General features: G+C 73.5%; 18 protein-coding genes. 9 read left to right on the top strand and 9 right to left on the bottom strand.

Annotated features, from left to right (window positions below; all coding sequences use genetic code 11):
• Nucleotides 1-47 precede the first annotated feature (47 nt).
• Nucleotides 48-455: a VOC family protein gene (locus ABD126_RS09995; protein ID WP_343933436.1), complete on the bottom strand. Its 408-nt coding sequence runs from the start codon at nt 453-455 to the stop codon at nt 48-50.
• A 153-nt stretch (nt 456-608) separates the two neighbouring features.
• Between ABD126_RS09995 and ABD126_RS09990 the strand changes: the two genes are divergently transcribed.
• Nucleotides 609-1,583, top strand: coding sequence for a hypothetical protein (locus ABD126_RS09990; RefSeq protein WP_343933435.1), 975 nt, complete (start codon nt 609-611; stop codon nt 1,581-1,583).
• Nucleotides 1,584-1,632: 49 nt separating this feature from the next.
• The gene (locus ABD126_RS09985) at nt 1,633-1,995 is read left to right on the top strand and encodes a VOC family protein (RefSeq protein ID WP_343933628.1); all 363 of its coding nucleotides are present in this window, start codon (nt 1,633-1,635) and stop codon (nt 1,993-1,995) included.
• A gap of 185 nt (nt 1,996-2,180) precedes the next feature.
• Here the strand turns inward: ABD126_RS09985 and ABD126_RS09980 are convergent, their stop codons facing one another.
• On the bottom strand, nt 2,181-2,495 hold the full coding sequence (locus ABD126_RS09980) for an ArsR/SmtB family transcription factor (RefSeq protein WP_343933434.1): 315 nt from the start codon (nt 2,493-2,495) through the stop codon (nt 2,181-2,183).
• Nucleotides 2,496-2,580: 85 nt separating this feature from the next.
• Between ABD126_RS09980 and ABD126_RS09975 the strand changes: the two genes are divergently transcribed.
• Nucleotides 2,581-3,735 (top strand): site-specific integrase, encoded by a 1,155-nt coding sequence (locus ABD126_RS09975; RefSeq protein WP_343933433.1) that lies wholly within the window; start codon nt 2,581-2,583, stop codon nt 3,733-3,735.
• Between the two features lie 377 nt (nt 3,736-4,112).
• On the opposite strand, the gene ABD126_RS09970 is transcribed toward ABD126_RS09975, so the two are convergent.
• Genes ABD126_RS09970 through ABD126_RS09960 form a run of 3 tightly spaced genes read right to left on the bottom strand, consistent with a single transcriptional unit; the run spans nt 4,113 to nt 6,683 of the window.
• Nucleotides 4,113-4,802, bottom strand: a complete 690-nt coding sequence (locus tag ABD126_RS09970; RefSeq protein WP_343933432.1) for a histidine phosphatase family protein — start codon at nt 4,800-4,802, stop codon at nt 4,113-4,115.
• Nucleotides 4,803-4,812: 10 nt separating this feature from the next.
• Nucleotides 4,813-5,637, bottom strand: coding sequence for an undecaprenyl-diphosphate phosphatase (locus tag ABD126_RS09965; RefSeq protein WP_343933431.1), 825 nt, complete (start codon nt 5,635-5,637; stop codon nt 4,813-4,815).
• Nucleotides 5,634-6,683: an LLM class F420-dependent oxidoreductase gene (locus tag ABD126_RS09960; protein WP_343933430.1), complete on the bottom strand. Its 1,050-nt coding sequence runs from the start codon at nt 6,681-6,683 to the stop codon at nt 5,634-5,636. The genes ABD126_RS09965 and ABD126_RS09960 overlap by 4 nt, the downstream gene beginning before the upstream one ends.
• A 119-nt stretch (nt 6,684-6,802) precedes the next feature.
• On the opposite strand from ABD126_RS09960, the gene ABD126_RS09955 reads away from it, so the two are divergent.
• Both ABD126_RS09955 and ABD126_RS09950 read left to right on the top strand, forming a co-directional pair.
• Nucleotides 6,803-7,768 carry an aldo/keto reductase gene (locus ABD126_RS09955; RefSeq protein ID WP_343933429.1) on the top strand — a complete coding sequence of 322 codons (966 nt, stop codon included), beginning with the start codon at nt 6,803-6,805 and terminating at the stop codon, nt 7,766-7,768.
• A 131-nt stretch (nt 7,769-7,899) separates the two neighbouring features.
• Nucleotides 7,900-8,592: a carbonic anhydrase gene (locus tag ABD126_RS09950; protein WP_343933428.1), complete on the top strand. Its 693-nt coding sequence runs from the start codon at nt 7,900-7,902 to the stop codon at nt 8,590-8,592.
• Here ABD126_RS09950 and ABD126_RS09945 read toward each other — a convergent pair.
• The gene (locus ABD126_RS09945) at nt 8,589-9,656 is read right to left on the bottom strand and encodes a M48 family metalloprotease (RefSeq protein WP_343933427.1); all 1,068 of its coding nucleotides are present in this window, start codon (nt 9,654-9,656) and stop codon (nt 8,589-8,591) included. The genes ABD126_RS09950 and ABD126_RS09945 overlap by 4 nt on opposite strands.
• 173 nt (nt 9,657-9,829) lie before the next feature.
• Here ABD126_RS09945 and ABD126_RS09940 point away from each other — a divergent pair, with 173 nt between their 5' ends.
• The 4 genes from ABD126_RS09940 to ABD126_RS09925 all read left to right on the top strand — a co-directional run bounded on the left by ABD126_RS09940 (nt 9,830) and on the right by ABD126_RS09925 (nt 14,417).
• Nucleotides 9,830-10,801 (top strand): YncE family protein, encoded by a 972-nt coding sequence (locus ABD126_RS09940; RefSeq protein ID WP_343933426.1) that lies wholly within the window; start codon nt 9,830-9,832, stop codon nt 10,799-10,801.
• Entirely contained in the window at nt 10,798-11,010 is a 213-nt protein-coding gene (locus tag ABD126_RS09935; RefSeq protein ID WP_343933425.1) for a DUF5703 family protein, read from the top strand. The genes ABD126_RS09940 and ABD126_RS09935 overlap by 4 nt, the downstream gene beginning before the upstream one ends.
• A gap of 452 nt (nt 11,011-11,462) precedes the next feature.
• Nucleotides 11,463-11,657: a hypothetical protein gene (locus tag ABD126_RS09930; protein WP_343933424.1), complete on the top strand. Its 195-nt coding sequence runs from the start codon at nt 11,463-11,465 to the stop codon at nt 11,655-11,657.
• A gap of 354 nt (nt 11,658-12,011) precedes the next feature.
• Nucleotides 12,012-14,417 (top strand): CHAT domain-containing protein, encoded by a 2,406-nt coding sequence (locus ABD126_RS09925; RefSeq protein ID WP_343933423.1) that lies wholly within the window; start codon nt 12,012-12,014, stop codon nt 14,415-14,417.
• Between the two features lie 134 nt (nt 14,418-14,551).
• On the opposite strand, the gene ABD126_RS09920 is transcribed toward ABD126_RS09925, so the two are convergent.
• From ABD126_RS09920 to ABD126_RS09910, 3 genes are read right to left on the bottom strand one after another with little or no spacing between them, the layout of a single operon-like run.
• The gene (locus ABD126_RS09920; protein ID WP_343933422.1) at nt 14,552-15,655 is read right to left on the bottom strand and encodes an SWIM zinc finger family protein; all 1,104 of its coding nucleotides are present in this window, start codon (nt 15,653-15,655) and stop codon (nt 14,552-14,554) included.
• Nucleotides 15,652-18,369 (bottom strand): DEAD/DEAH box helicase, encoded by a 2,718-nt coding sequence (locus tag ABD126_RS09915; RefSeq protein WP_425542773.1) that lies wholly within the window; start codon nt 18,367-18,369, stop codon nt 15,652-15,654. The genes ABD126_RS09920 and ABD126_RS09915 overlap by 4 nt, the downstream gene beginning before the upstream one ends.
• Nucleotides 18,362-18,943, bottom strand: coding sequence for a PadR family transcriptional regulator (locus ABD126_RS09910; protein ID WP_343933421.1), 582 nt, complete (start codon nt 18,941-18,943; stop codon nt 18,362-18,364). The genes ABD126_RS09915 and ABD126_RS09910 overlap by 8 nt, the downstream gene beginning before the upstream one ends.
• Between the last annotated feature and the right edge of the window lie 41 nt (nt 18,944-18,984).

Here is an 18,984-nt window from a genome sequence, read left to right as displayed (position 1 = left end):
ACCGCGCCGCGGCCGACCACCGCCGGCCCTGATCACCACCGGCCTGATCACCACTCGGCGGGCTGCCCCGGCCGGTGCGTCCCGAACGTCCACTCGAACCCCTCCGGGTCCACCACCCGGAACCGGTGGTTCCCCCACTCCGTGCCCGCCGGCTCCCACACCGGCACCGCACCCTCCGCCACCGCCCGCTCGAACAGCGCGTCCACCTCCCCGGCGTCCCCCACCGCCAGGTACACGCCCTGCCCCGACGTGTCCCCCCGCCGCGGCGCCCGCGAATACCCGTCGTGGTCGGAGAACACCATCAGCGCCGCCTCACCCAGCCTCAACTCCGCGTGCGCCACCCCGCCCCGCTCGTCCGGGAACCGCATCGTCGCCTCGAACCCGAACGCCCGCCCCAACCAGTCGATCGCCGCACCGGCGTCCCGGTACCCCAGGTACACGTGCAAAGAAGTCATGCCCGAAACCCTCCCGCGCAACCAGGACAACCACCGCCCTCGATCACCCCGCGGAGACCACAAACCGCCGTTCGGCGGATAGCGAACCGGTCTCACTCTCGGTGAGGTGGTCACGTCGATGCGTCGGGGGACCATCGAGGGGGAGACACGACTTTGTTCCGTCCCGTGCCGGTGCCCGCACTCCCACCCAGCACCGCACTGGCCGACCTGGCCATGACCCACGACGACCACGCCTGGCTCGCCGGCACCACCGGCGTGTTCACCAGCCGCCCCTCCACCCCGCTCGTCCTGCGCTGGACCGGCGTCGACTGGACCGAGGAACCCCTCCCCGAACTCCCCACCCCCGCCAGCCTCGCCGCCATCTCCGCCGCCGCCCCCGACGACGTCTGGGCCGTCGGCAACACCGCCGGCCACCCCCTGGTCCTGCACTACGACGGCACCCGCTGGCACACCGTCACCACACCCCGCATCCCCTGGGCCAAAGCCGTCACCGCCATCACCCCCGACGACGTCCACATCGTCGGCACCGGCGCCGACACCCTCCACTGGAACGGCGCCACCTGGACCCGCGACACCGTCCTGACCTCCGCCCGCGAAACCCTCCACACCATCACCGCCGGCGGACCCGACGACGTCTGGGCCGGCGGCGGCGGCCTCACCGGAGCCGGCCCCGCCACCTACGAGTACCCCGTCCTGGTCCACTGGGACGGCACCGCCTGGAACGACCTGCACGGCCCCCGCCTCGACCACGGCCACATCGCCGCCCTCGCCGCCGACGGACCCCACGACCTCTGGCTCGCCCACGCCCGCGACACCGACGGCCTCCAGATCCACCACTACGACGGCGACCGCTGGCACCCCGTCCCGGCGCCCAGCGACCCCGACCGCCTCAGCCTCCACGGCGTCGCCGCCCGCTGGACCTGGGGCGTGCGCGCCACCCGCGCCACCTTCGAGACCCGCCCCGCCTATCACCACTGGACCGGCGAGGACTGGGCCGAACACCCCCTGCCCGACGACCTCGCCCGCACCTCCGCCTCCCACGTCGGCCTCGCCACCGACGGCGCCACCACCTGGGCCTACCTCAAAACCGCGGCCGGCGTCCACGTCCTGCGCCACACCGCGCCCTGACCACCACAACCGCGCGAACCGCCCACGCACCCGCGACACTGGACGGGTGATCAAACTGACCGCGACCGTCCTGGACACCCCCGACCCGAAGGCGCTGGCCCGCTTCTACAGCGAACTGCTCGGCTGGCCCGTCGCCACCGACGAACCCGACTGGGTCACCGTCCGCCCACCCGACGGCGGCGCCGGCCTGTCCTTCCAGACCGAACGGGCACACACCCGCCCCACCTGGCCCGCCGGCGCCACCGACCAGCAGATGCAGCTGCACCTGGACATCGAGGTGGACGACCTGGACGCCGCCCGCCGACGCGCCGAGGAACTGGGCGCCACGCTCGCCGACTTCCAGCCCCAGGACGACGTCCGCGTGCTCCTGGACCCCGCCGGCCACCCGTTCTGCCTCTGGATCCGCACCTGACGTCAACCCCCACCCACCGGGGACGGCACAACCGAGCACGGGAGCACCGCACCGAACACCGCCGCGACCTCGACAACCCCGGCCGGCCCGTCGTTCCCCTACCGCCTCCACACCCACTGCGGCATCGACGAGGCCAAGATCGGCGACACCGGAGCCGTCTTCACCGACGCCAAGGGCCACCGACTTCAAACGGGTGTGCCGTTGACCGCCCGCGTGATGGAGTCCAACACCCCCGGGAAGCGCTGCTCCATCTCCTCGCGCCGCAGTTCGTGCACCCGGTAGCTGCCCTGCGGGGTCACGCGCAGCACGCCCGCCTCCCGCAGCACCTTCAAGTGGTGCGACAGCGTCGACATGCTCACCGGCACGTCGAACTGCCCGCACACGATCCCGCCCGACCGCGCCAACTCCGCCACGATCCGCAACCGCACGGGATCCGCCAGCGCGTTGAGCACCGTGGAGAGCTTCAGGTCTTCCACAGCGGGGTGTTCGAGCGCGCGCATGCCGGGGATCGTAACCGCCGATCAAGCATTCCATTTCTGTCTACACTGAAGGAATAAAGATTATTGACCTGGTAGCGTCACGCCCATGAGCCTGCCGGAGCCGGTCCGCGCCGAACTCGACCGCGTCACCCACCCGGTCCTGGTCGACCTCGCCGCCCTGGAGCAGGTCCGCCGCCGCTTCGACGACGAGCAGGCCGCCGCCCTCGCGGGCTACCTCAGCGCCGCCCAGTCCCCCAACACCCTGCGCGCCTACCGCTCGGACTGGGTCGCCTGGGCCGCGTGGTGCGAGCGGGAGAACCGCCAGGCGCTGCCCGCCGATCCGGTCGACGTCGCCGTCTACCTCGCCGTGGCCGCCGAGAGCGCCAAACCCGACGGCTCCCCCGCGTTCAGCCCCTCCACGCTGGAGCGCAAGGCCGCCGCCATCGCCGCCGTGCACGCCGCCGGCGGGCTCCCCTCCCCCACCAGGTCGGACGTCGTCCGCCTGACCCTGAGGGGCATCCGCCGCACCCGCCGCGACCAACCCCGCCGCAAGCGCCCGGTCCTGCTGGACACCCTGACCGACCTGCTCGCCGAACGCCCGCCGCCGGGCTGGCCCACCGGTGTCGCCCGCCGCCGCGACGCCCTGCTGCTCCTGGTCGGCTTCGCCGGCGCGCTGCGGCGCAGCGAACTGGCCAACCTGCGCCTGGAAGACGTCACCGCGGACGTCGACGCCCGCACGCAGGAACCCCTCCTGCTGGTGGACCTCGGCGTCACCAAGACCGACCAGACCGGCACGCACGCCCAGCGCGTGGTGCTCCCCCGCGGCGCGCGGCGCCCGACGTGCCCGGTGTGCGCGTTCGCGGACTGGGTGGACGTCCTGACCGCCGCCGACCCGCGCGGCCTGCTGGAGGACGAACCCGACCCCGAGCCCACCCACCGCTGCCACAGCTACCGGCCCCGGGCCCACCGGGGGCCGCTGTTCCCCGCGGTGAGCCGGTACGGCCGGATCGCCGCCAAGCCGATGTCGGACAAGGCGGTCTCGGACCTGGTGAAGCGGTACGCGCTCAAGGCCGGCCTGGACCCGGCGCTGTTCGGCGGGCACTCCCTGCGCGCCGGGTTCGCCACGCAGGCGGCGCTGGGCGGGGCCGGCGACCGGGAGATCATGCGGCAGGGCCGGTGGACCAATCCCCGCACCGTGCACCGCTACATCCGCACCGCCAACCCCCTCGAAGACAACGCGGTCACCCGTCTGGGCCTGTGAACGTGCGTCCGGGAGTGTGACGCAGAGCGCACGAACGGTTGTTAACTGTAAACAAGCCCCGTCCGGGCGGACTGGACCGAACGGGCCAGCGGAATGCGGCACAAGACCGCTTGCCACGATTTGTTTCCGTGGTGTTTCCATATAGTTTGAGCTGCGGTTTTGCCGGTTTTTCGCACGTCGTGCAAGGGACTGACCTGCACTGCTCGCAGACTCGTGAAAACGTCTCACGTTTTAAGAGGCCATTTACCCGCGCATTAACGGCAATACGATCAGTCCACCTTGGTCGACCCCGCCACGACCACCGGCTTTCCGCCGCCAGGCCGTGGCCCCCGGACTACCCTGCACTGTCCGGGGGCCACCGTCACCTCAAGACCGCGTCAGGTCGTCCCGCCGACGACGGCGTCCGAGGACGGCTCCTCGTCGCGCTTCTCCGGCGGCGGCACGACCCCGGACAGGTCGCCGCCGTTGTCGTTGACGCGCAGCACGAACGGCCGGGTCGGCGTGTAGGACACCACCGACACCGACGCCGGGTCCACCACGATGCGCTGGAAGCCGTCCAGGTGCACGCCCAGCGCGTCGGCCAGCACGGCTTTGATCACGTCGCCGTGGCTGCACGCCACCCACACCGCGCGCGGTCCGAACCGCTCGGTCACGCGGGCGTCGTGGGCCCGGATCGCGGCCACCGCGCGGGCCTGCACGGCCGCCAGGCCCTCGCCGCCGGGGAACACCGCGGCCGACGGGTGCTGCTGCACCACCTGCCACAGCGGTTCCTTGAGCAGCTCCCTGATCTCCTTGCCGGTCCAGTCGCCGTACTCGACCTCGGCCAGCTCCGGCTCGACCACCGGCTCCAACCCGCGCGCGGCCAGCAGCGGGGCCAAGGTCTGCGCGCAGCGCTCCATGGGCGAGCTGACCACGGCGTCGATCGGCACGCCGGCCAGTCGCTCCACGAGCTTCTCCGCCTGCGCCACGCCGCTGTCGGCCAGCCCCACGCCGGGGGCGCGGCCCGCGAGCACGCCGGAGCCGTTGGCGGTGGAACGGGCGTGTCGGAGCAGGATCACGGTAGCCACGACGACCACCCTATGTGGCGTTGATGAGACCCATCGACAGCAGGCCCATCAGCACGATGCCCAGCAGCAGCCGGTACCAGACGAACGCCGAGTAGCTGTGCTTGGACACGTACCGCAGCAGCCACGCGATGGTCGCGTAGCCGACCACGAACGACACCAGGGTCGCCACGATCATCTGCGGCACGGACGCGGCGTTGGGCTCGGACCGGTCGAGCACGTCGGGGATGCTGAACAGCCCCGCGCCGAACACCGCGGGCAGCGCCAGCAGGAACGAGTACCGCGCCGCCGCCGCCCGCTCCAGGCCCAGGAACAGGCCCGCGGTGAGCGTGCCGCCGGAGCGGGACACCCCCGGGATCAGCGCCATCGCCTGCGCCAGGCCCATGCCGACGGCGTCCTTGAGCTCCAGCCGCGTGCGGATGTGCCGGGCGAACTGGTCGGCCACGCCGAGCAGGATGCCGAACACCACCAGCACGGTCGCGGTGATCCACAGGTTGCGCAGCGAGCTGCGGATCTCGTCCTTGAAGACGTAGCCCAGCACGCTGATCGGGATGGACCCGATGATCACGTACCAGGCCATCCGGTAGTCCTCGGTCTTGCGGGCGGCCTTGCTGAACAGCCCCTTGAACCACGCGGCGATGAAGTTGCCGATGTCCTTGGCGAAGTAGATCAGCACGGCGACCTCGGTGCCCAGCTGGATCACCGCGGTGAACGACGCGCCCGCGTCGTTGCCGAAGAACAGCGTCGAGACGATCCTGACGTGCGCCGACGAGGAAATGGGCAGGAATTCCGTCAAGCCTTGGACGATTCCGAGAACCAGGGCCTGCAACCAGCTCAACTACCCACTCCTGCCAGATCCAGAGCTTCGGTCGCGGTGCGTAGCGCCGCGATCCCCTGCTCGAGATCTTGCAGCATGGGCGAAAGGGTGAGCGTGGTGACCCCCGCTTCGGCGTAGGCCTTCATCCGCTCGGCGATGCGCTCGCGGGTCCCGAGCAGCGACGTCGAGTCCAGGAACTCCACCGGCAGGGCGGCCATCGCGCCCTGGTAGTCCCGGGCGAGGTACTTCTCCTGGACCTCGGCGGCCTCGGCGGCGAAGCCCATGCGCACGGCCAGGGCGTTGTAGAAGTTCTTCTCCCGGCTGCCCATGCCGCCGACGTACAGCGCGGCGTAGGGGCGGACGGTGTCGGCGCAGGCGCGCCAGTCCTCGCCGACGACCAGCGGCACGGTCGGGACGACGTCGAAGCCCTCCATGGTCCTGCCGGCCTTGGCCCGGCCGGCGCGGAGCGCGTCCAGGGAGGCGGCGGAGTGCTCGGGCGAGAAGAACACGCCCAGCCAGCCGTCGGCGATCTCGCCGGTCAGTTCGAGGTTCTTCGGGCCGACCGAGGCCAGGTAGATCGGGATGTGCTCGCGCACCGGGTGCACGGTGAGGGTGAGCGCCTTGCCGGGGCCGTCGGGCAGGGGCAGCCGGTAGTGCTCGCCGTCGTAGCGCAGCTTCTCGCGGCGCAGGGCGGCGCGCACGATGTCGACGTACTCGCGGGTGCGGCCCAGCGGCTTGTCGAAGCGCACGCCGTGCCAGCCCTCGGAGACCTGCGGGCCGGACACGCCCAGGCCCAGCCGGAACCGGCCGCCGGACAGGGTGTCGAGGGTGGCGGCGGTCATGGCGGTCATCGCGGGGGTGCGCGCCGGGATCTGGAGGATGGCGCTGCCGACGTCGATGCGTTCGGTCTGCGCGGCCACCCACGCCAGCACGGTCGGCACGTCGGAGCCGTAGGCCTCCGCCGCCCAGACGACCGACCAGCCCAGCCGGTCGGCTTCCCTGGCCAGTTCGAGGTTGGCGGAGTCGTTGCCCGCGCCCCAGTACCCGAGGTTCAGTCCCAGTCGCACGGCACGGTACCCTACCGGCGGGTAACCGGGTGCGCCAGGGCAGGCTATCGGGTTGTTCTGGACCGGACATGCGCCGTGTGCGCCCGCCGGAATGTCGATCACCGTTTAGGCTGCGCCGCGTGGAACAGCGATACCTCGGCCGCAGCGGTCTGCGGGTCTCCCGGATGGCCCTGGGCACGATGACCTGGGGCCGGGACACCGACGCGGACGAGGCCGCCACGCAGCTCATGGCCTTCACCGAGGCGGGCGGCACGCTCGTGGACACCGCCGACGTCTACGTGGAGGGCGAGAGCGAGCGCATCCTGGGCGGCCTGATCGGGGAGGTCGTGCCGCGCGACGAGCTGGTCGTCGCGACGAAGGCGGTGGCGCGGCGCAACGACGGCCCGTTCGGCGGCGGCGCGTCGCGGGCGGCGCTGCTGTCGGCGCTGGACGGCTCGCTGCGCCGGCTCGGCGTGGAGCACATCGACCTGTGGCAGCTGCACGCGTGGGACCCGGCGGTGCCGCTGGAGGAGACGCTGTCCGCGCTGGACCACGCGGTGGCCTCGGGCAAGGTCCGGTACGCGGGCGTGTCGAACTACTCCGGCTGGCAGCTGGGCACCGCCGCCGCGCTGCCCGGCCACACGCCGATCGTGTCCACGCAGGTGGAGTACTCGCTGCTGGAGCGCGGGGTGGAGCGCGAGGTCGCGCCCGCCGCCGAGCACCACGGGATCGGGCTGCTGCCGTGGGCGCCGCTGGGTCGCGGGGTGCTGACCGGCAAGTACCGCAACGGGACGCCGTCGGACTCGCGGGGCGCGTCGGCGCACTTCGCCGGGTACGTCGAGCAGCACCGCACCGAGCGGGCGGCGCGGATCGTGCAGGCGGTGGCGACGGCGGCGGACGGGCTGGGCACCAGCCCGCTGTGCGTGGCGCTGGCGTGGGTGCGCGACCGGCCCGGCGTGGTGGCCCCGGTGGTGGGGGCGCGCGACACCGGCCAGCTGCTGGGGTCGTTGGCGGCGGAGGACATCGCGCTGCCGCCCGCGATCCGGTCGGCGCTGGACGACGTGAGCGCCATCGAGTTCGGCTATCCGGAACGCCCGATGGGGTGACGTTCGACCGAATCCTCCGCTTTGGTCACTTCGCGTCACCAAATGTGTGGGATCTGTTACCCCGACGGCGGTGGCGGTGGTGATCGGGTCTAGCGTTCGCCGCCGTGCGCGATTCAAGTGACACAGCCGCGGTGACGCGGCGTCGACTGTTCGGCCTCACCGCCGGCACGGCGGCGGCCCTGACCGTCGCGTCCCCCGCCTGGGCGCGGGAGGCGCCGGACTCGAAGAACCTCGACGCGGAGGCCTCCTGGCGCAAACTCGCCGAGGGCAACGGGCGTTTCGTCAGCGGTCACCAGACCCACCCCCACGAGTCGCTGAAGTGGCGCGAGTCCCTGGTCAAGGGTCAGCACCCGTTCGCCTGCGTGGTGGGCTGCGCCGACTCCCGCGTGCCCCCGGAGCTGGTGTTCGACGAGGGCTTCGGCGACCTGTTCACCATCCGCGCCGCGGGCGAGGTCCTGGACAACAGCGTCCTGGGCAGCGTCGAGTACGCGGTGGAGCACCTGGAAGTGCCGCTGGTCGTCGTGCTCGGGCACGCCTCCTGCGGCGCCGTGTCGGCGACCATCGACGTGGTGCGCGGGCGGGCCGAGGTGAGCGGCGAGATCTCCACGCTGGTGCGGGCGATCGAGCCCGCGGTGCTGGCGACCCCGCCGGACCGGGACGAGAAGGCGTTCCTGGCCCGGTGCGTGGACAACCAGGCCAAGCGGGTGGCGGCGCTGATGGTGGAGCGGTCGGTGACCATCAGGACCGCCGTGCGCCACCACGGGGTGAAGGTCGTGGCGGCCAGCTACCAGCTCGACACCGGCGCGGTCACCCGGCTGACCTAGATCGGCACCTCGTCCACCAGCCGGAACCACTCCCGGACCCCCGCGAGCTGGTCCTCCAGCCAGGTCGCCACGTCGGCGGCCAGGTCCAGCGCGCGGGGTGTCCGGACCCGGCCCGCCAGGTGCTCCACCAGCGCCTGGATGCGCCGCACCGGCGGCGGGTGGGTGGTGGCGAACGGGACCGGGCGGGACTGCTCGGCGGCCAGCCGGTCGGTCACCTCGTGCAGGAACAGCACCAGCAGCAGCGCGCCCACCAGGCACGGCTCGATGACCTCCACCTGGCGCGGGGCCAGGTCGTCGAGGGTGCGCAGCATGATGGTGGCGGCGACCCGGTCGGCCTCGTGCTCGCGCGGCCAGCCGACCGACCAGGCGTCCAGGGCCCCGACCGGCGTGTCGGGGTCGGTGACCCGGCGGGCGGTGACCAGGTGGCCCGCGAGGACGTGCGCGACCTCGTGCGCGATGACGAACTGGGTCGCGCGGCGCAGCATCAGGCCGACCAGCGCCAGGCGTTGCCCGGCCAGTTCGGGCAGGGGGCGGGCGGCGACGGCGCCGTTGCCGTAGAGGTAGGCGTTGACGGCCTCGGCCAGGGCGTAGCCCGCCTGGTCCGCGGTGAGCAGGGACGGCGTGCCGTAGGCGGGCAGCGCTCCGGTCATGATCTTCAGCACAGCGGCGGCGAGGTCCAGCAGGGCGGTGTTCACCAGGACCAGCACGCCCCGACCCGGCACGGGCACGCTGACGCCGTCGAGAGTGCCGGTCGGGAAGACGCCCGCCAGGACCGGGGTCCGGACGCTCCAGCCCGCCGCGTCGGCCAGGTGCAGCACCTCGGGCTGGCAGGCGTCGAGGGTGGCCTGGAGGTCGCGCAGGTGCGCCGGGCGGTAGGCGGCGGGGCGCACGCGGACGTCGGCGAGCCTGGTCAGGCGGGTGCGCAGCGGTTCGGCGGCCACCTGGGTCCAGGTGTGGTAGCGGTCCTCGGCCGGGTCCTCCCGGGCGGGTGGGCCCAGGTGGTCGGCGACCCTGCGGTCGCGCAGCAGCTCCACGTGCCTGGCCCTCAGTTCCTCCACCGTCATCCGCAGCCTCCCGTCACCTGGGATAGTCGCGGAAAGCCCCTTCGGGGTGCGGGTGCGCGGCCACTACCACTCCCCTGGACCAACGACAACACCCTCCCCCTGCGTGACGATGGTGGTTTCGTGATGGATGCTGGGAGGACGTTCTCGCGATCGGGCTAGCTGGAGGTTCGACGTTGCGCCGACTGGCCGCGGCAGTGCTCACCGGGACCGCGTTGCTGTCCGGCTGCGCGACCGAGGAGAACCCCGGCGACCCGCTACAGGTGGCCGCGACCCTGGAGCCCGCGAGGCCCGCGGTGTCCCCGCGGGTCACGGCCACGCCCGAGGGCACGGTCCTGCCGATGCGCCGCGCGAGCGCCGTCGCGGTCCTGCCCGGCCACGTCGCCGTGGCGCTGGCCGACCCGCCTTCGGTGGCGCTGCACCCGTTGGACAACCTGGCCGCCCCGCGGGTGGTGCCGCTGCCCGGCGTGGCCGAGCGGCTGGTGGTCGCGGGCGACGCGGTGGAGGTCCCGGTGCCCGGCAGCGGGGTCGTGGTGACCGTGCGCGCGGACGGCACGTCGTCGTCGCGGCCGGTCGACGGCGGGCCGGTGGACGTGGCGCGGGCGGGCGGCAAGGAGGTCGTCGCGCGCCGGGACGCGAAGTCGTTGGACGTGGCCGGTCGCGCGGTGGGCGGGGTGTCCAGCCCGGACCGGCTGGTGGCGGTCGGCGACCACGCGGTGGTGCTGGACCGGCCGCGCAGCGCGGTGTTCGACGTGGACCTCGGCGCGGAGCCGAAGCTGGGCGCGGGGTTGCGGGCGGGCGAGGGCGCGACCACGGCGGTGGCCGACCGGTTCGGCCGCGTGCTGGTCGTGGACACGCGCGGCGGTGAGCTGATGGCGTTCTCGGTGCGCCCGCTGATCATGCGGCAGCGCTTCCCGCTGCCGGGCGCGCCGTACGGGATGGCCTACGACGAGCGGCGCGACCTGCTGTGGGTCACGCTCACCGAGCGCAACGAGGTGGTGGCGCTCGACGTCGCGGGTGGCGAGCCGGTGGAGAAGCGCCGGTACGCCACGGTCCGCCAGCCGGACTCGGTGGCGGTGGACCCGGGCAGCGGGCGCGTGTTCGTCGCGTCCGGAGACGGCCAAGGGATGCAGGTGATCGGGTCATGAGCGAAGGGGTGGTCGACGGGGACTGGGAGTACCGGCCGCTGCGCCTGCCGGCCGGTGTCTCCCGTCGCACGGCGACGACGCAGTTGACGATCCACGCGGAGTTCGCGGGCTGGGAGCTGTCGCGGACGCTGCTGTTCGGGGACGGTTCCCGGAAGGTCTGGCTGCGCCGCAAGCGCACCGCCGACTCCCTGCCCGGCGTGATCACCTAGCGCACCCCTCCGGCTCGCACGCGCCCACGGGCACGCGCGCCACCCCCTGCCGCCCACAGCCGACCGGGCCACGTGGTTCGAGCGCCTCCGCCACCCGGGTGATGCCCGCGGGTCCGGCCGAGTGACCCGCGCGAGCGGTCACGGCCCCGTCGAACCGCACTTTTATTCGCGGCGCTGAGGAATTTTCGCTTTCGGGCGAACGCGCCTGCGACAGCCGGCGTGATCCACTCGCACCGCCGCGCGCCCGCTATTACCTGAATGGGTGAATACTGGGCCGTTTTCGCACGTCAGCCCGAGGTTGCTCGCCGATGTGCAAAATTTACCCATCGATCATTACTCCGTTGTGCCACCATTGGTCCGTTCGTGCGGAAGAGGGGCCGCCGAACGTGACTCGGCGCAGTCGCGCGGGTCGCTTGATGGGCTAGACAGATCATCAGGGGAGGAAGATCGCTATGTCTACGACCACCGAAACCGGTTTCCAGGGCGGCGACGTCCCGGAGGACACGGGCACCACCGACGTCCTGCCGGAGACGCCGGAACAGGACCAGGAGCAGCACGACCACGAGCACGAGCACAACCACGACGGCGGCGAACTGACGCCGATGTGCTCGGGGAACGGCTGCGTCCAGAAGACGTCGTCCAACTGATCGGCCCGAAGAACCGATCGAGCCGGGGAACCGATCGGCCCGGGGAACCGATCGACCCAGCGTGACCGCGCCCGCCGACCGACGATCCGGTCGGCGGGCGTTTCCCGTTGCGTTCTGTGATGTGATGGACATGTGCCTGTGATCGCTTCTCGCGACGTATCCGAGGTCATCCGCGAGGCCCGCGCCCTGCACCGCGACGGAGTGGACGCGTCGTGTTCCGGGCGACATCGCGAAGCGATGCGGTTGTTGCGCCGGGCCCGGGGCATGGCGGAATCGGTGAATCCGGTCGATCCGGACATCCGGCTGGAATGGCTCGTGACGCGCATCCGCCTTTCCTCGACGCTATCGGCGCTCATGGCCGACACCGCGGGCCTGACCGCCGGGCTGACCGGCCTGGACGAGGTGCGCCTGCTCATCGAGGACGTCGCCGACCCGCTGCTGCGCGCGGAGCTGTCCGGCAGCGTCGGGCACAACCGGGGCCTGCTGCTGCTCAACGCGGGACTGCTGGAAGAGGGCGTGGCCGTGCTCGACCAGGCCCTCGCGCACGAGGAGTGGCGGCTGGCGGCGGCCGACGAACCCGTCCCCGCGCTGGTCGAGCCGATCGTCAAGACGCTGCGCAGCCGCGGCACCGCGCACACCAACCTCGGCTCGATCACCCAGGCCCGCCAGGACCTGTCCCGCGCGGTGGCGCTGGCGACCGAGCACGGCCTGGTGCACCTGGCCGCCGACGCCAGCCACGCGCTGGGCCGGCTGGAGCTGCGCATCGGCGACGTGCCCGCGGCGCTGCGCCGCTACGAGAACAGCGAACGCGCCTACCGCGACCTCGGCCTGGACGTGCCGCCGCTGCTGGGCCTGCACCGCGCGCAGGCGCTGCTGGTGGCGGGCCTGGCCGACGAGGCGGGCGACCAGCTCGACCGCGTGCTGCCCGAGCTGCGCGCCGACCGGGGCGTGGCGACCGGCGAGCTGGCCGACGTCGAGCTGAGCCGGGCCGTCGCCGCCTACATGACCGGTGACCTGGACCTGGCGCGGGAGATGGCGTCGGCGGCGCGGCAGCGGATGCGGCGGTGGGGCTGTGAGACGTGCGTGGCGAACGCGACGCTGATCGGGTGGCGGGTGGACACCGAGCTGGCGCTGCGGTCGGGTCGGGTGCCGCGGTCGCTGCCGGCCAGGGTGCTGGCGTTCGCCGACTCGCTGCCGGTGCCGCGCCTGGCCGAGCAGGCGGCGCTGGCCCGGATGCTGGCGGTGCGGCTGGAGGTCCGGCGCGGCGACCTCGACGCGGCCGAACGGGTCCTGGACGGGGTGCCGCGCCCGGGCCGGCTGACCGCGATCGACCACCGGATGCTGCGCCGGCTGTGCCGGGCGGAGCTGGCCACCGCGCGCGGCGACCGCTCGGCCGCGCTGGCCGAGGCGCGGGCCGGGCTCGCCGAGCTGGACCACGTGCGCGACCGGATGGGCGGGCTGGAGCTGCTGTCGGGCACCGCCCTGCACGGCCGGGAGCTGACCGAGCTGGCCGTGCACCTGGTGCTGGAGGAGGGCGACGCGCGGCGGCTGTTCGCGTGGCTGGAGCGGACCCGCGCGCAGACCTACCGGTACGAGCCGGTGACCCGGGTGGACAACCCGCAGCTGGCGGAGCTGATCGCCGAGGTGCGCAGCCTGACCCAGTCCATCCACAAGGCCCACCACGACGGCCACCCGACCGGTTCGCTGCGCACGCGGCGGGCGGAGCGGCTGCGCAAGGCCAACCAGATCGGCTGGCACTCGGGCCGCTGGGGCAGCCCGCGCCCGATGGCCAAGCTGGGCGAGGTGGTGGCGCAGCTGGGCGCGCGGGCGTTGGTGAGCTTCGCGTCGTCGGAGGACGACCTGGTCGCGGTGGTCGTGGTCGACGGGGACGTGCGCGTGGTGCGGCTGGGTTCGGCGGGCGCGGCGGCGGAGAGCGCCCGGATGCTCAACGCCGACCTCAACGCCCTGGCCCCCGACCACCTGCCGGACGCGCTGGTGCGGGTGCTCTCGACCTCGGCGCACAAGCAGGCCGACCGGCTCGACGCCCAGCTGGTCTCGCCGCTGGTGGACCTGGTCGGGGACCGGGACCTGGTGGTCGTGCCGACCGGCGCGCTGTACGCGGTGCCGTGGGGCGTGCTGCCGACGTTGCACGCGCGGCCGATCGTGGTGGTCCCGTCGGCGACGGCGTGGCTGGCGGCCGAGCGCGGCCAGTGGCGGCGGGACGGCCGGACGGTGCTGGTGCGCGGCCCGGGGCTGCCCGCGGCGGTGGGCGAGATCGCGAAGCTGGGCGCGCACTACAGCTCGGCGGCGCTGCTGTCGGGCGAGGCGGCGACGGTGGCGGCGGTGCTGTCCACTTCGGACGACGCGGAGATCGCGCACTTCGCCGCGCACGGCGTGCACGAGCCGGAGAACGCGCTGTTTTCGAGGCTGGAACTCACCGACGGTCCGTTGTACGCGCACGAACTGGCGAACCTGCCGCACCCGCCCCGGCAGGTGGTGCTGGCGGCGTGCGAGCTGGCGTTGAACCGCATCCGGCCGGGTGACGAGCCGTTGGGGTTCGCGAGCGCGTTGCTGGCGAGCGGGTCGCAGATGGTGGTGGCCCCGGTGAGCCGGGTCGGGGACCAGGCGTCGGCGGCGACCATGGACTACTACCACCGCAGGTTGGCCGCCGGCGCGCAGCCGGCGTTGGCGCTGGCGGACGCGATCGCGGTGGACCCGCTGCGGCGGCCGTTCGTGTGCCTGGGCAGCGGCCAGAACTAGAACCACCACAGGTGTGGTACCACACCTGTGGTGGTGGGACGCGCGCCGAACATCTCGCCGGCGGTAGGACGGTCGGCGACCCGAACGGTCAGGACAGGTCGGTGAGGGCCGCCGGCGGTCGGCGACCCGAACGGTCAGGGCAGGTCGGTGAGGGCGGCTGCCGGGTCGCGGTGCGGGGTGCCGGTGGGCCACCAGCCATCGCCCTGGGCGCGGTAGGGGTACCAGCGGTGGTCGGGGCCGTAGCGGAGTTGTCCGTTGTGGACCGTCCACCGGTTGCGCCACACCTTCGCCGGTGGGAGTTCCGCGTCCCGCCAGAGCGAGCGCGCCCGGTTCAGGTCGGACTTCGGCGGGGTCCACGTGTCGTCCAGGACGGACAGTCCACTCGCGCCGCCCTGGCGCCACGCCGCCACCTCGCGCGGGTCGGCGGCCAACCGACCGGCCAGCGCGGGCTGGGTGGCGGCCAGGCGGACGGTGTCCTCGCGGTCGGTCCACGACGGCCACTCGCCGGTGCGCAGGACGGCTCGGGCCTTCGCCGCCGCGTCGGCCACCAGCAGGGACAGCACCTCGACGTCCAGGCCGTCCACCGGGTCGAACCGCGGTGGCGCGCCGAAGTCCTCGACGGGCGGGTCCTCCGGGAGCGGGACCGGGGGGACGGCGTAGGCGGCGACGGCCGCGACGCCGGTGGTCGGGCGGGCGCCGGCGACGACCTCCTCCTGGGTTCGGCCGCGCAGCAGCAGCAACAGCCACGGGTCGGTGTCGAGCAGCCACGACGCCTGGTGGCACAGGGCCGCGCCGTGCCGGCAGGGCAGTTCCCAGTCCGGGCAGGTGCACTCGAAGTCCAGGTCGCCGATGCCGGGCAGCAGCTCCACCCCGGCGTCGGCGGCGGCGTCGGCCAGTTCGCGCGGCATCTCGCGGTCGAGCAGGGCGGCCAGGTGGCCGGCCTTGGCCGCGACCGCCGCGAGGAACCGCGTCCACTCGGGCTCGGTGAACTCGGCCAGCCGCACGGTGGTGCGGTAGGTGTCGTCGGTGTCGTGGACGGGCGCGGTGATCCGGCCGGGGCTGACGGTGATGGTGCCGACCAGGCCCGCGTTGGCGTACTTGCGGCCCTGGCGCAGCGGGGTCTGGTCCAGGGAGGTGTCCTCCAGGGCCCGCAACCAGGTCCGGCCCCACCACGACCTGGCTCGCCGCACGCCCTTGCCGAACGCCGGGAACCCCTTGGCCCGTTCGGGAGAAGTCATGAGCCGCTCCTCAGTTCGACCAGGTCGGCCAGTTCGGCGTCGGACAGTTCGGTGAACGCCGCCTCGCCGTGCGCCAGCACCGACGAGGCGAGGTCGCGCTTGGCGCGCAGCATGGCCGCGATGCGGTCCTCGATGGTGCCCTCGGCGATGAGCCGGTGCACCTGCACGGGTTTGGTCTGCCCGATGCGGTAGGCGCGGTCGGTGGCCTGGTCCTCCACCGCCGGGTTCCACCACCGGTCGTAGTGCACGACGTGGTCGGCGCGGGTGAGGTTGAGCCCGGTCCCGGCGGCCTTCAACGACAGCAGGAAGACCGGCACGGACCCGTCCTGGAAGCGCGCCACCATCTCCTCGCGCGCCGGCACGGGGGTGCCGCCGTGCAGCAGCTGCGAGTCGACGCCGCGCGCGGTGAGGTGCTTGCCGATCAGCCGCGCCATGGCCACGTACTGGGTGAACACCAGCACCGCGCCGTCCTCGGCGAGGATGGTGTCCAGCAGCTCGTCGAGCAGTTCCAGCTTGCCGGAGCGGCCCTCCAGCTTGGGCGAGGTCTCCTTGAGGTACTGGGCGGGGTGGTTGCACACCTGCTTGAGGCCGGTGAGCAGCTTGACCACCCGGCCGCGCCGGGCGATGCCGTCGGCCTCGGCGATCTCGGCCATCAGCTCCCGCACGACCGCCTCGTACAGCGCGGCCTGCTCGCGGGTGAGCGCCACGGGCCGGTCGGTCTCGGTCTTGGGTGGCAGCTCGGGGGCGATGCCGGGGTCGGACTTGCGCCGGCGCAGCAGGAACGGCCTGATCAGCGCGGCGAACCGGTCGGCGGCGGCGCGGTCGCGGTCGGCCTCGATCGGCTTGGCCCACCTGGCTTTGAACGCGGGCAGCGTGCCGAGCAGGCCGGGCGTGGTCCAGTCGAGCACGGCCCACAGCTCGGTGAGGCTGTTCTCCACCGGGGTGCCGGTGAGCGCGACGCGGGCGGCGGCGGGGATGCGGCGCAACGCCTTCGCGGTGTCCGACGACGGGTTCTTCACGTGCTGGGCCTCGTCGGCGACGACCAGGCCCCACTCGACCTCGGCGAGCCGCTCGGCGTCCAGGCGCATGGTGCCGTAGGTGGTGAGCACGAACCCCTCGTGCGCCACCTCCCGGCCGCTGCCGTGGTAGCGGGTGACCGGCACGCCGGGCGCGAACCTGCCGATCTCGCGCTCCCAGTTGCCCAGCAGCGACGCCGGGCACACCACGAGCGTGGGGCCGCAGTCGCGGTGCAGGTGCAGGGCGATGAGGGTGACGGTCTTGCCCAGGCCCATGTCGTCGGCCAGGCACGCGCCCAGGCCCAGCGAGGTCATCCGGTCCAGCCAGCGCAGGCCGCGCAGCTGGTAGTCGCGCAGGGTGGCGTTGAGCGCGGCGGGCGGTTCGACGGGTTCGGTGTCGAGCAGGGCGAGCTTGGCGCGGACGTCGTCGAGCCACCCGGTGGCGGCCACCGCGACCTGTTCGCCGTCGACCTCGGTGACGCCGGTGAGGGCCGCGCCGAGGGCGTCGATCGCGGCGACGGGCTTGAGGTCGCGTTCGCGGGCCTTGCGGGCGAGGTCGGGGTCGACCAGGGTCCACCGGTCGCGCAGCCGGACCACGGGCCGGTGCGCTTCGGCGAGCCGGTCGAGTTCCTCGGGGGTGAGCGGGTCGTCGCCCAGCGCGAGCTGCCAGTTCACGGCGGTGAGCTGGTCGGGGCCGAAGAAGGTCGGCCGGTCGCCGCGGTCGTCGGAGCCCAGGACGACCCGGGCGGACAGGTCGCGCACGAGGTCCTTGGGCCAGTGCACGTCCACGCCGACGGCGGCCAGCCGCACCGCGCCGTCGCGCAGCAGCTGCTCGACGTCGGAGTCCAGCAGGGCGACCTCGTCGGGGACGGGCAGGTCGAGCAGGCGTTCCAGCGGCGGGAACGCGCGGGCGGCGCGCCGCACGACGAGCATCGCGTCGGACTGGGCGCGCCGGTCGGCCCCGGCCCACAGCTCGGCGGCGTCGACCACCAGCGACGGGTCGGCGAGGCTGTGCACCTGCACCACCGCGCGGAACCGCTCCAGCCCCTCGATCCGCAGCGACACCCGGACGCCCTGGTCGGCCCACGCCCGCAGGTGCGGCACGCGCTGCGGTTCGGGCGCGGCGAACGCGGGGGTGCCCAGTGCGCGCACGGCCGCCGCGCCGCGCGGCATGGTGTCGGCGACGGCGTCGAGGAAGGCCCGCAGCAGCGGTTCGGCCTCGGGCAGCTCCAGCGGGTGGCGGCCGGGCAGCGGGACGGCGCGGGCGGGCGCGGGCATGGCCTCGGCCAGGGCGCGGACGCGGCGCAGGTCGGCGGGGTCGAGCGGCCCCAGCCGCCAGGCGTCGAAGTCGCCGTCGGTGACCGCGGGCCGCACGCGGCCCCGGGCGACCAGTTGCAGCGCCACGACCACCGCGGCGCCCCAGAACGCGGCGGCGGGGTGCGCGTCCCCGGTGCGGCGGGCCTTGGACAGCACGGGCACGGCGTCGGCGACCGGCAGCCGCACCGCCGCGACCTCACGCTTGCTCCCGTCGGGCAGGGCGACGACCACCGTCCCCCAGCCGGGGTCGGGACCGTCGTCGTGGTCGGGCAGGTGGTCGCCGTAGAAGGCGACCGTGGACGTGCGGGGCGGGTCGGCGGCCTCGAAGACGGCCGCGCAGCGTTCCAGACCGGTGTTCAGTGCTCCCCCTTGGCTACTCAAATTTGAGTATAGGCCAGCTGCCGGGGTCGCCGGGGGAATTCCGCTCCCCCGCCATCGGGTAGGCCCCACCCTCCAGCCGCTCCAGCAGCCCGCGCGTCCACGCCACCCCGCTGTCGGCCGTGTGCTCCCACAGCCCGAACAACTCCCGCACGTGCGGCGGGTCGGCCCACTCGGCGACCTGCTCGCGCGCGGCGTCGCGCCGGCTCTCCAACGCCGCCAGCCGTTCGTGCAACAACGCCACCGCGTCCGAGCGCCGCAACGACGGCAGCAGCGCCAGCCCCGCCCCGAGCATGTCCGGCCGGGTCTCCGGGCGCCGCAGCGCGTCGCGCAGCAGCCGCTGGAACTCCCGCTCGCCCTCGGCGGTGATCCGGTAGTCGGTGCGCGCGGGCGGGACCTCCTCCGCGGCCAGCCGGCCCTCCTTGGTCAACTGCTTGAGCGCGTGGTAGATCGAGCCCCACTTGACGTTGGCCCACTCCCCCGCGCCCCACGACATCAGGTCGTTGCCGATCAGGTAGCCGTGGGCCACGCCGTACCCGCGCACCACGCCCAGCACCAGCAACCGCGTCGCCGACATCGCGCCCCTGACCAAAAGGAATCGGAGTTTCGCGGCCAGCG

Origin of the sequence: Saccharothrix mutabilis subsp. mutabilis (genome assembly GCF_039521145.1) — a bacterium.
Classification (GTDB): domain Bacteria; phylum Actinomycetota; class Actinomycetes; order Mycobacteriales; family Pseudonocardiaceae; genus Actinosynnema; species Actinosynnema mutabilis.
The sequence above is the reverse complement of the archived record's forward strand: the minus strand, read 5'-3'. Positions and strand labels throughout refer to the sequence as shown.

What these genes read in the sequence shown, in the direction of transcription:
- ABD126_RS09910 (WP_343933421.1), bottom strand. Translation starts at nt 18,943, where the DNA reads ATGTCGGCGACGCGGTTGCTGGTGCTGGGCGTGGTGCGCGGGTACGGC.
- ABD126_RS09920 (WP_343933422.1), bottom strand. Translation starts at nt 15,655, where the DNA reads ATGACTTCTCCCGAACGGGCCAAGGGGTTCCCGGCGTTCGGCAAGGGC.
- ABD126_RS09925 (WP_343933423.1), top strand. Translation starts at nt 12,012, where the DNA reads ATGGCCGACACCGCGGGCCTGACCGCCGGGCTGACCGGCCTGGACGAG.
- ABD126_RS09975 (WP_343933433.1), top strand. Translation starts at nt 2,581, where the DNA reads ATGAGCCTGCCGGAGCCGGTCCGCGCCGAACTCGACCGCGTCACCCAC.
- ABD126_RS09930 (WP_343933424.1), top strand. Translation starts at nt 11,463, where the DNA reads ATGTCTACGACCACCGAAACCGGTTTCCAGGGCGGCGACGTCCCGGAG.
- ABD126_RS09935 (WP_343933425.1), top strand. Translation starts at nt 10,798, where the DNA reads ATGAGCGAAGGGGTGGTCGACGGGGACTGGGAGTACCGGCCGCTGCGC.
- ABD126_RS09980 (WP_343933434.1), bottom strand. Translation starts at nt 2,495, where the DNA reads ATGCGCGCGCTCGAACACCCCGCTGTGGAAGACCTGAAGCTCTCCACG.
- ABD126_RS09995 (WP_343933436.1), bottom strand. Translation starts at nt 455, where the DNA reads ATGACTTCTTTGCACGTGTACCTGGGGTACCGGGACGCCGGTGCGGCG.
- ABD126_RS09945 (WP_343933427.1), bottom strand. Translation starts at nt 9,656, where the DNA reads ATGACGGTGGAGGAACTGAGGGCCAGGCACGTGGAGCTGCTGCGCGAC.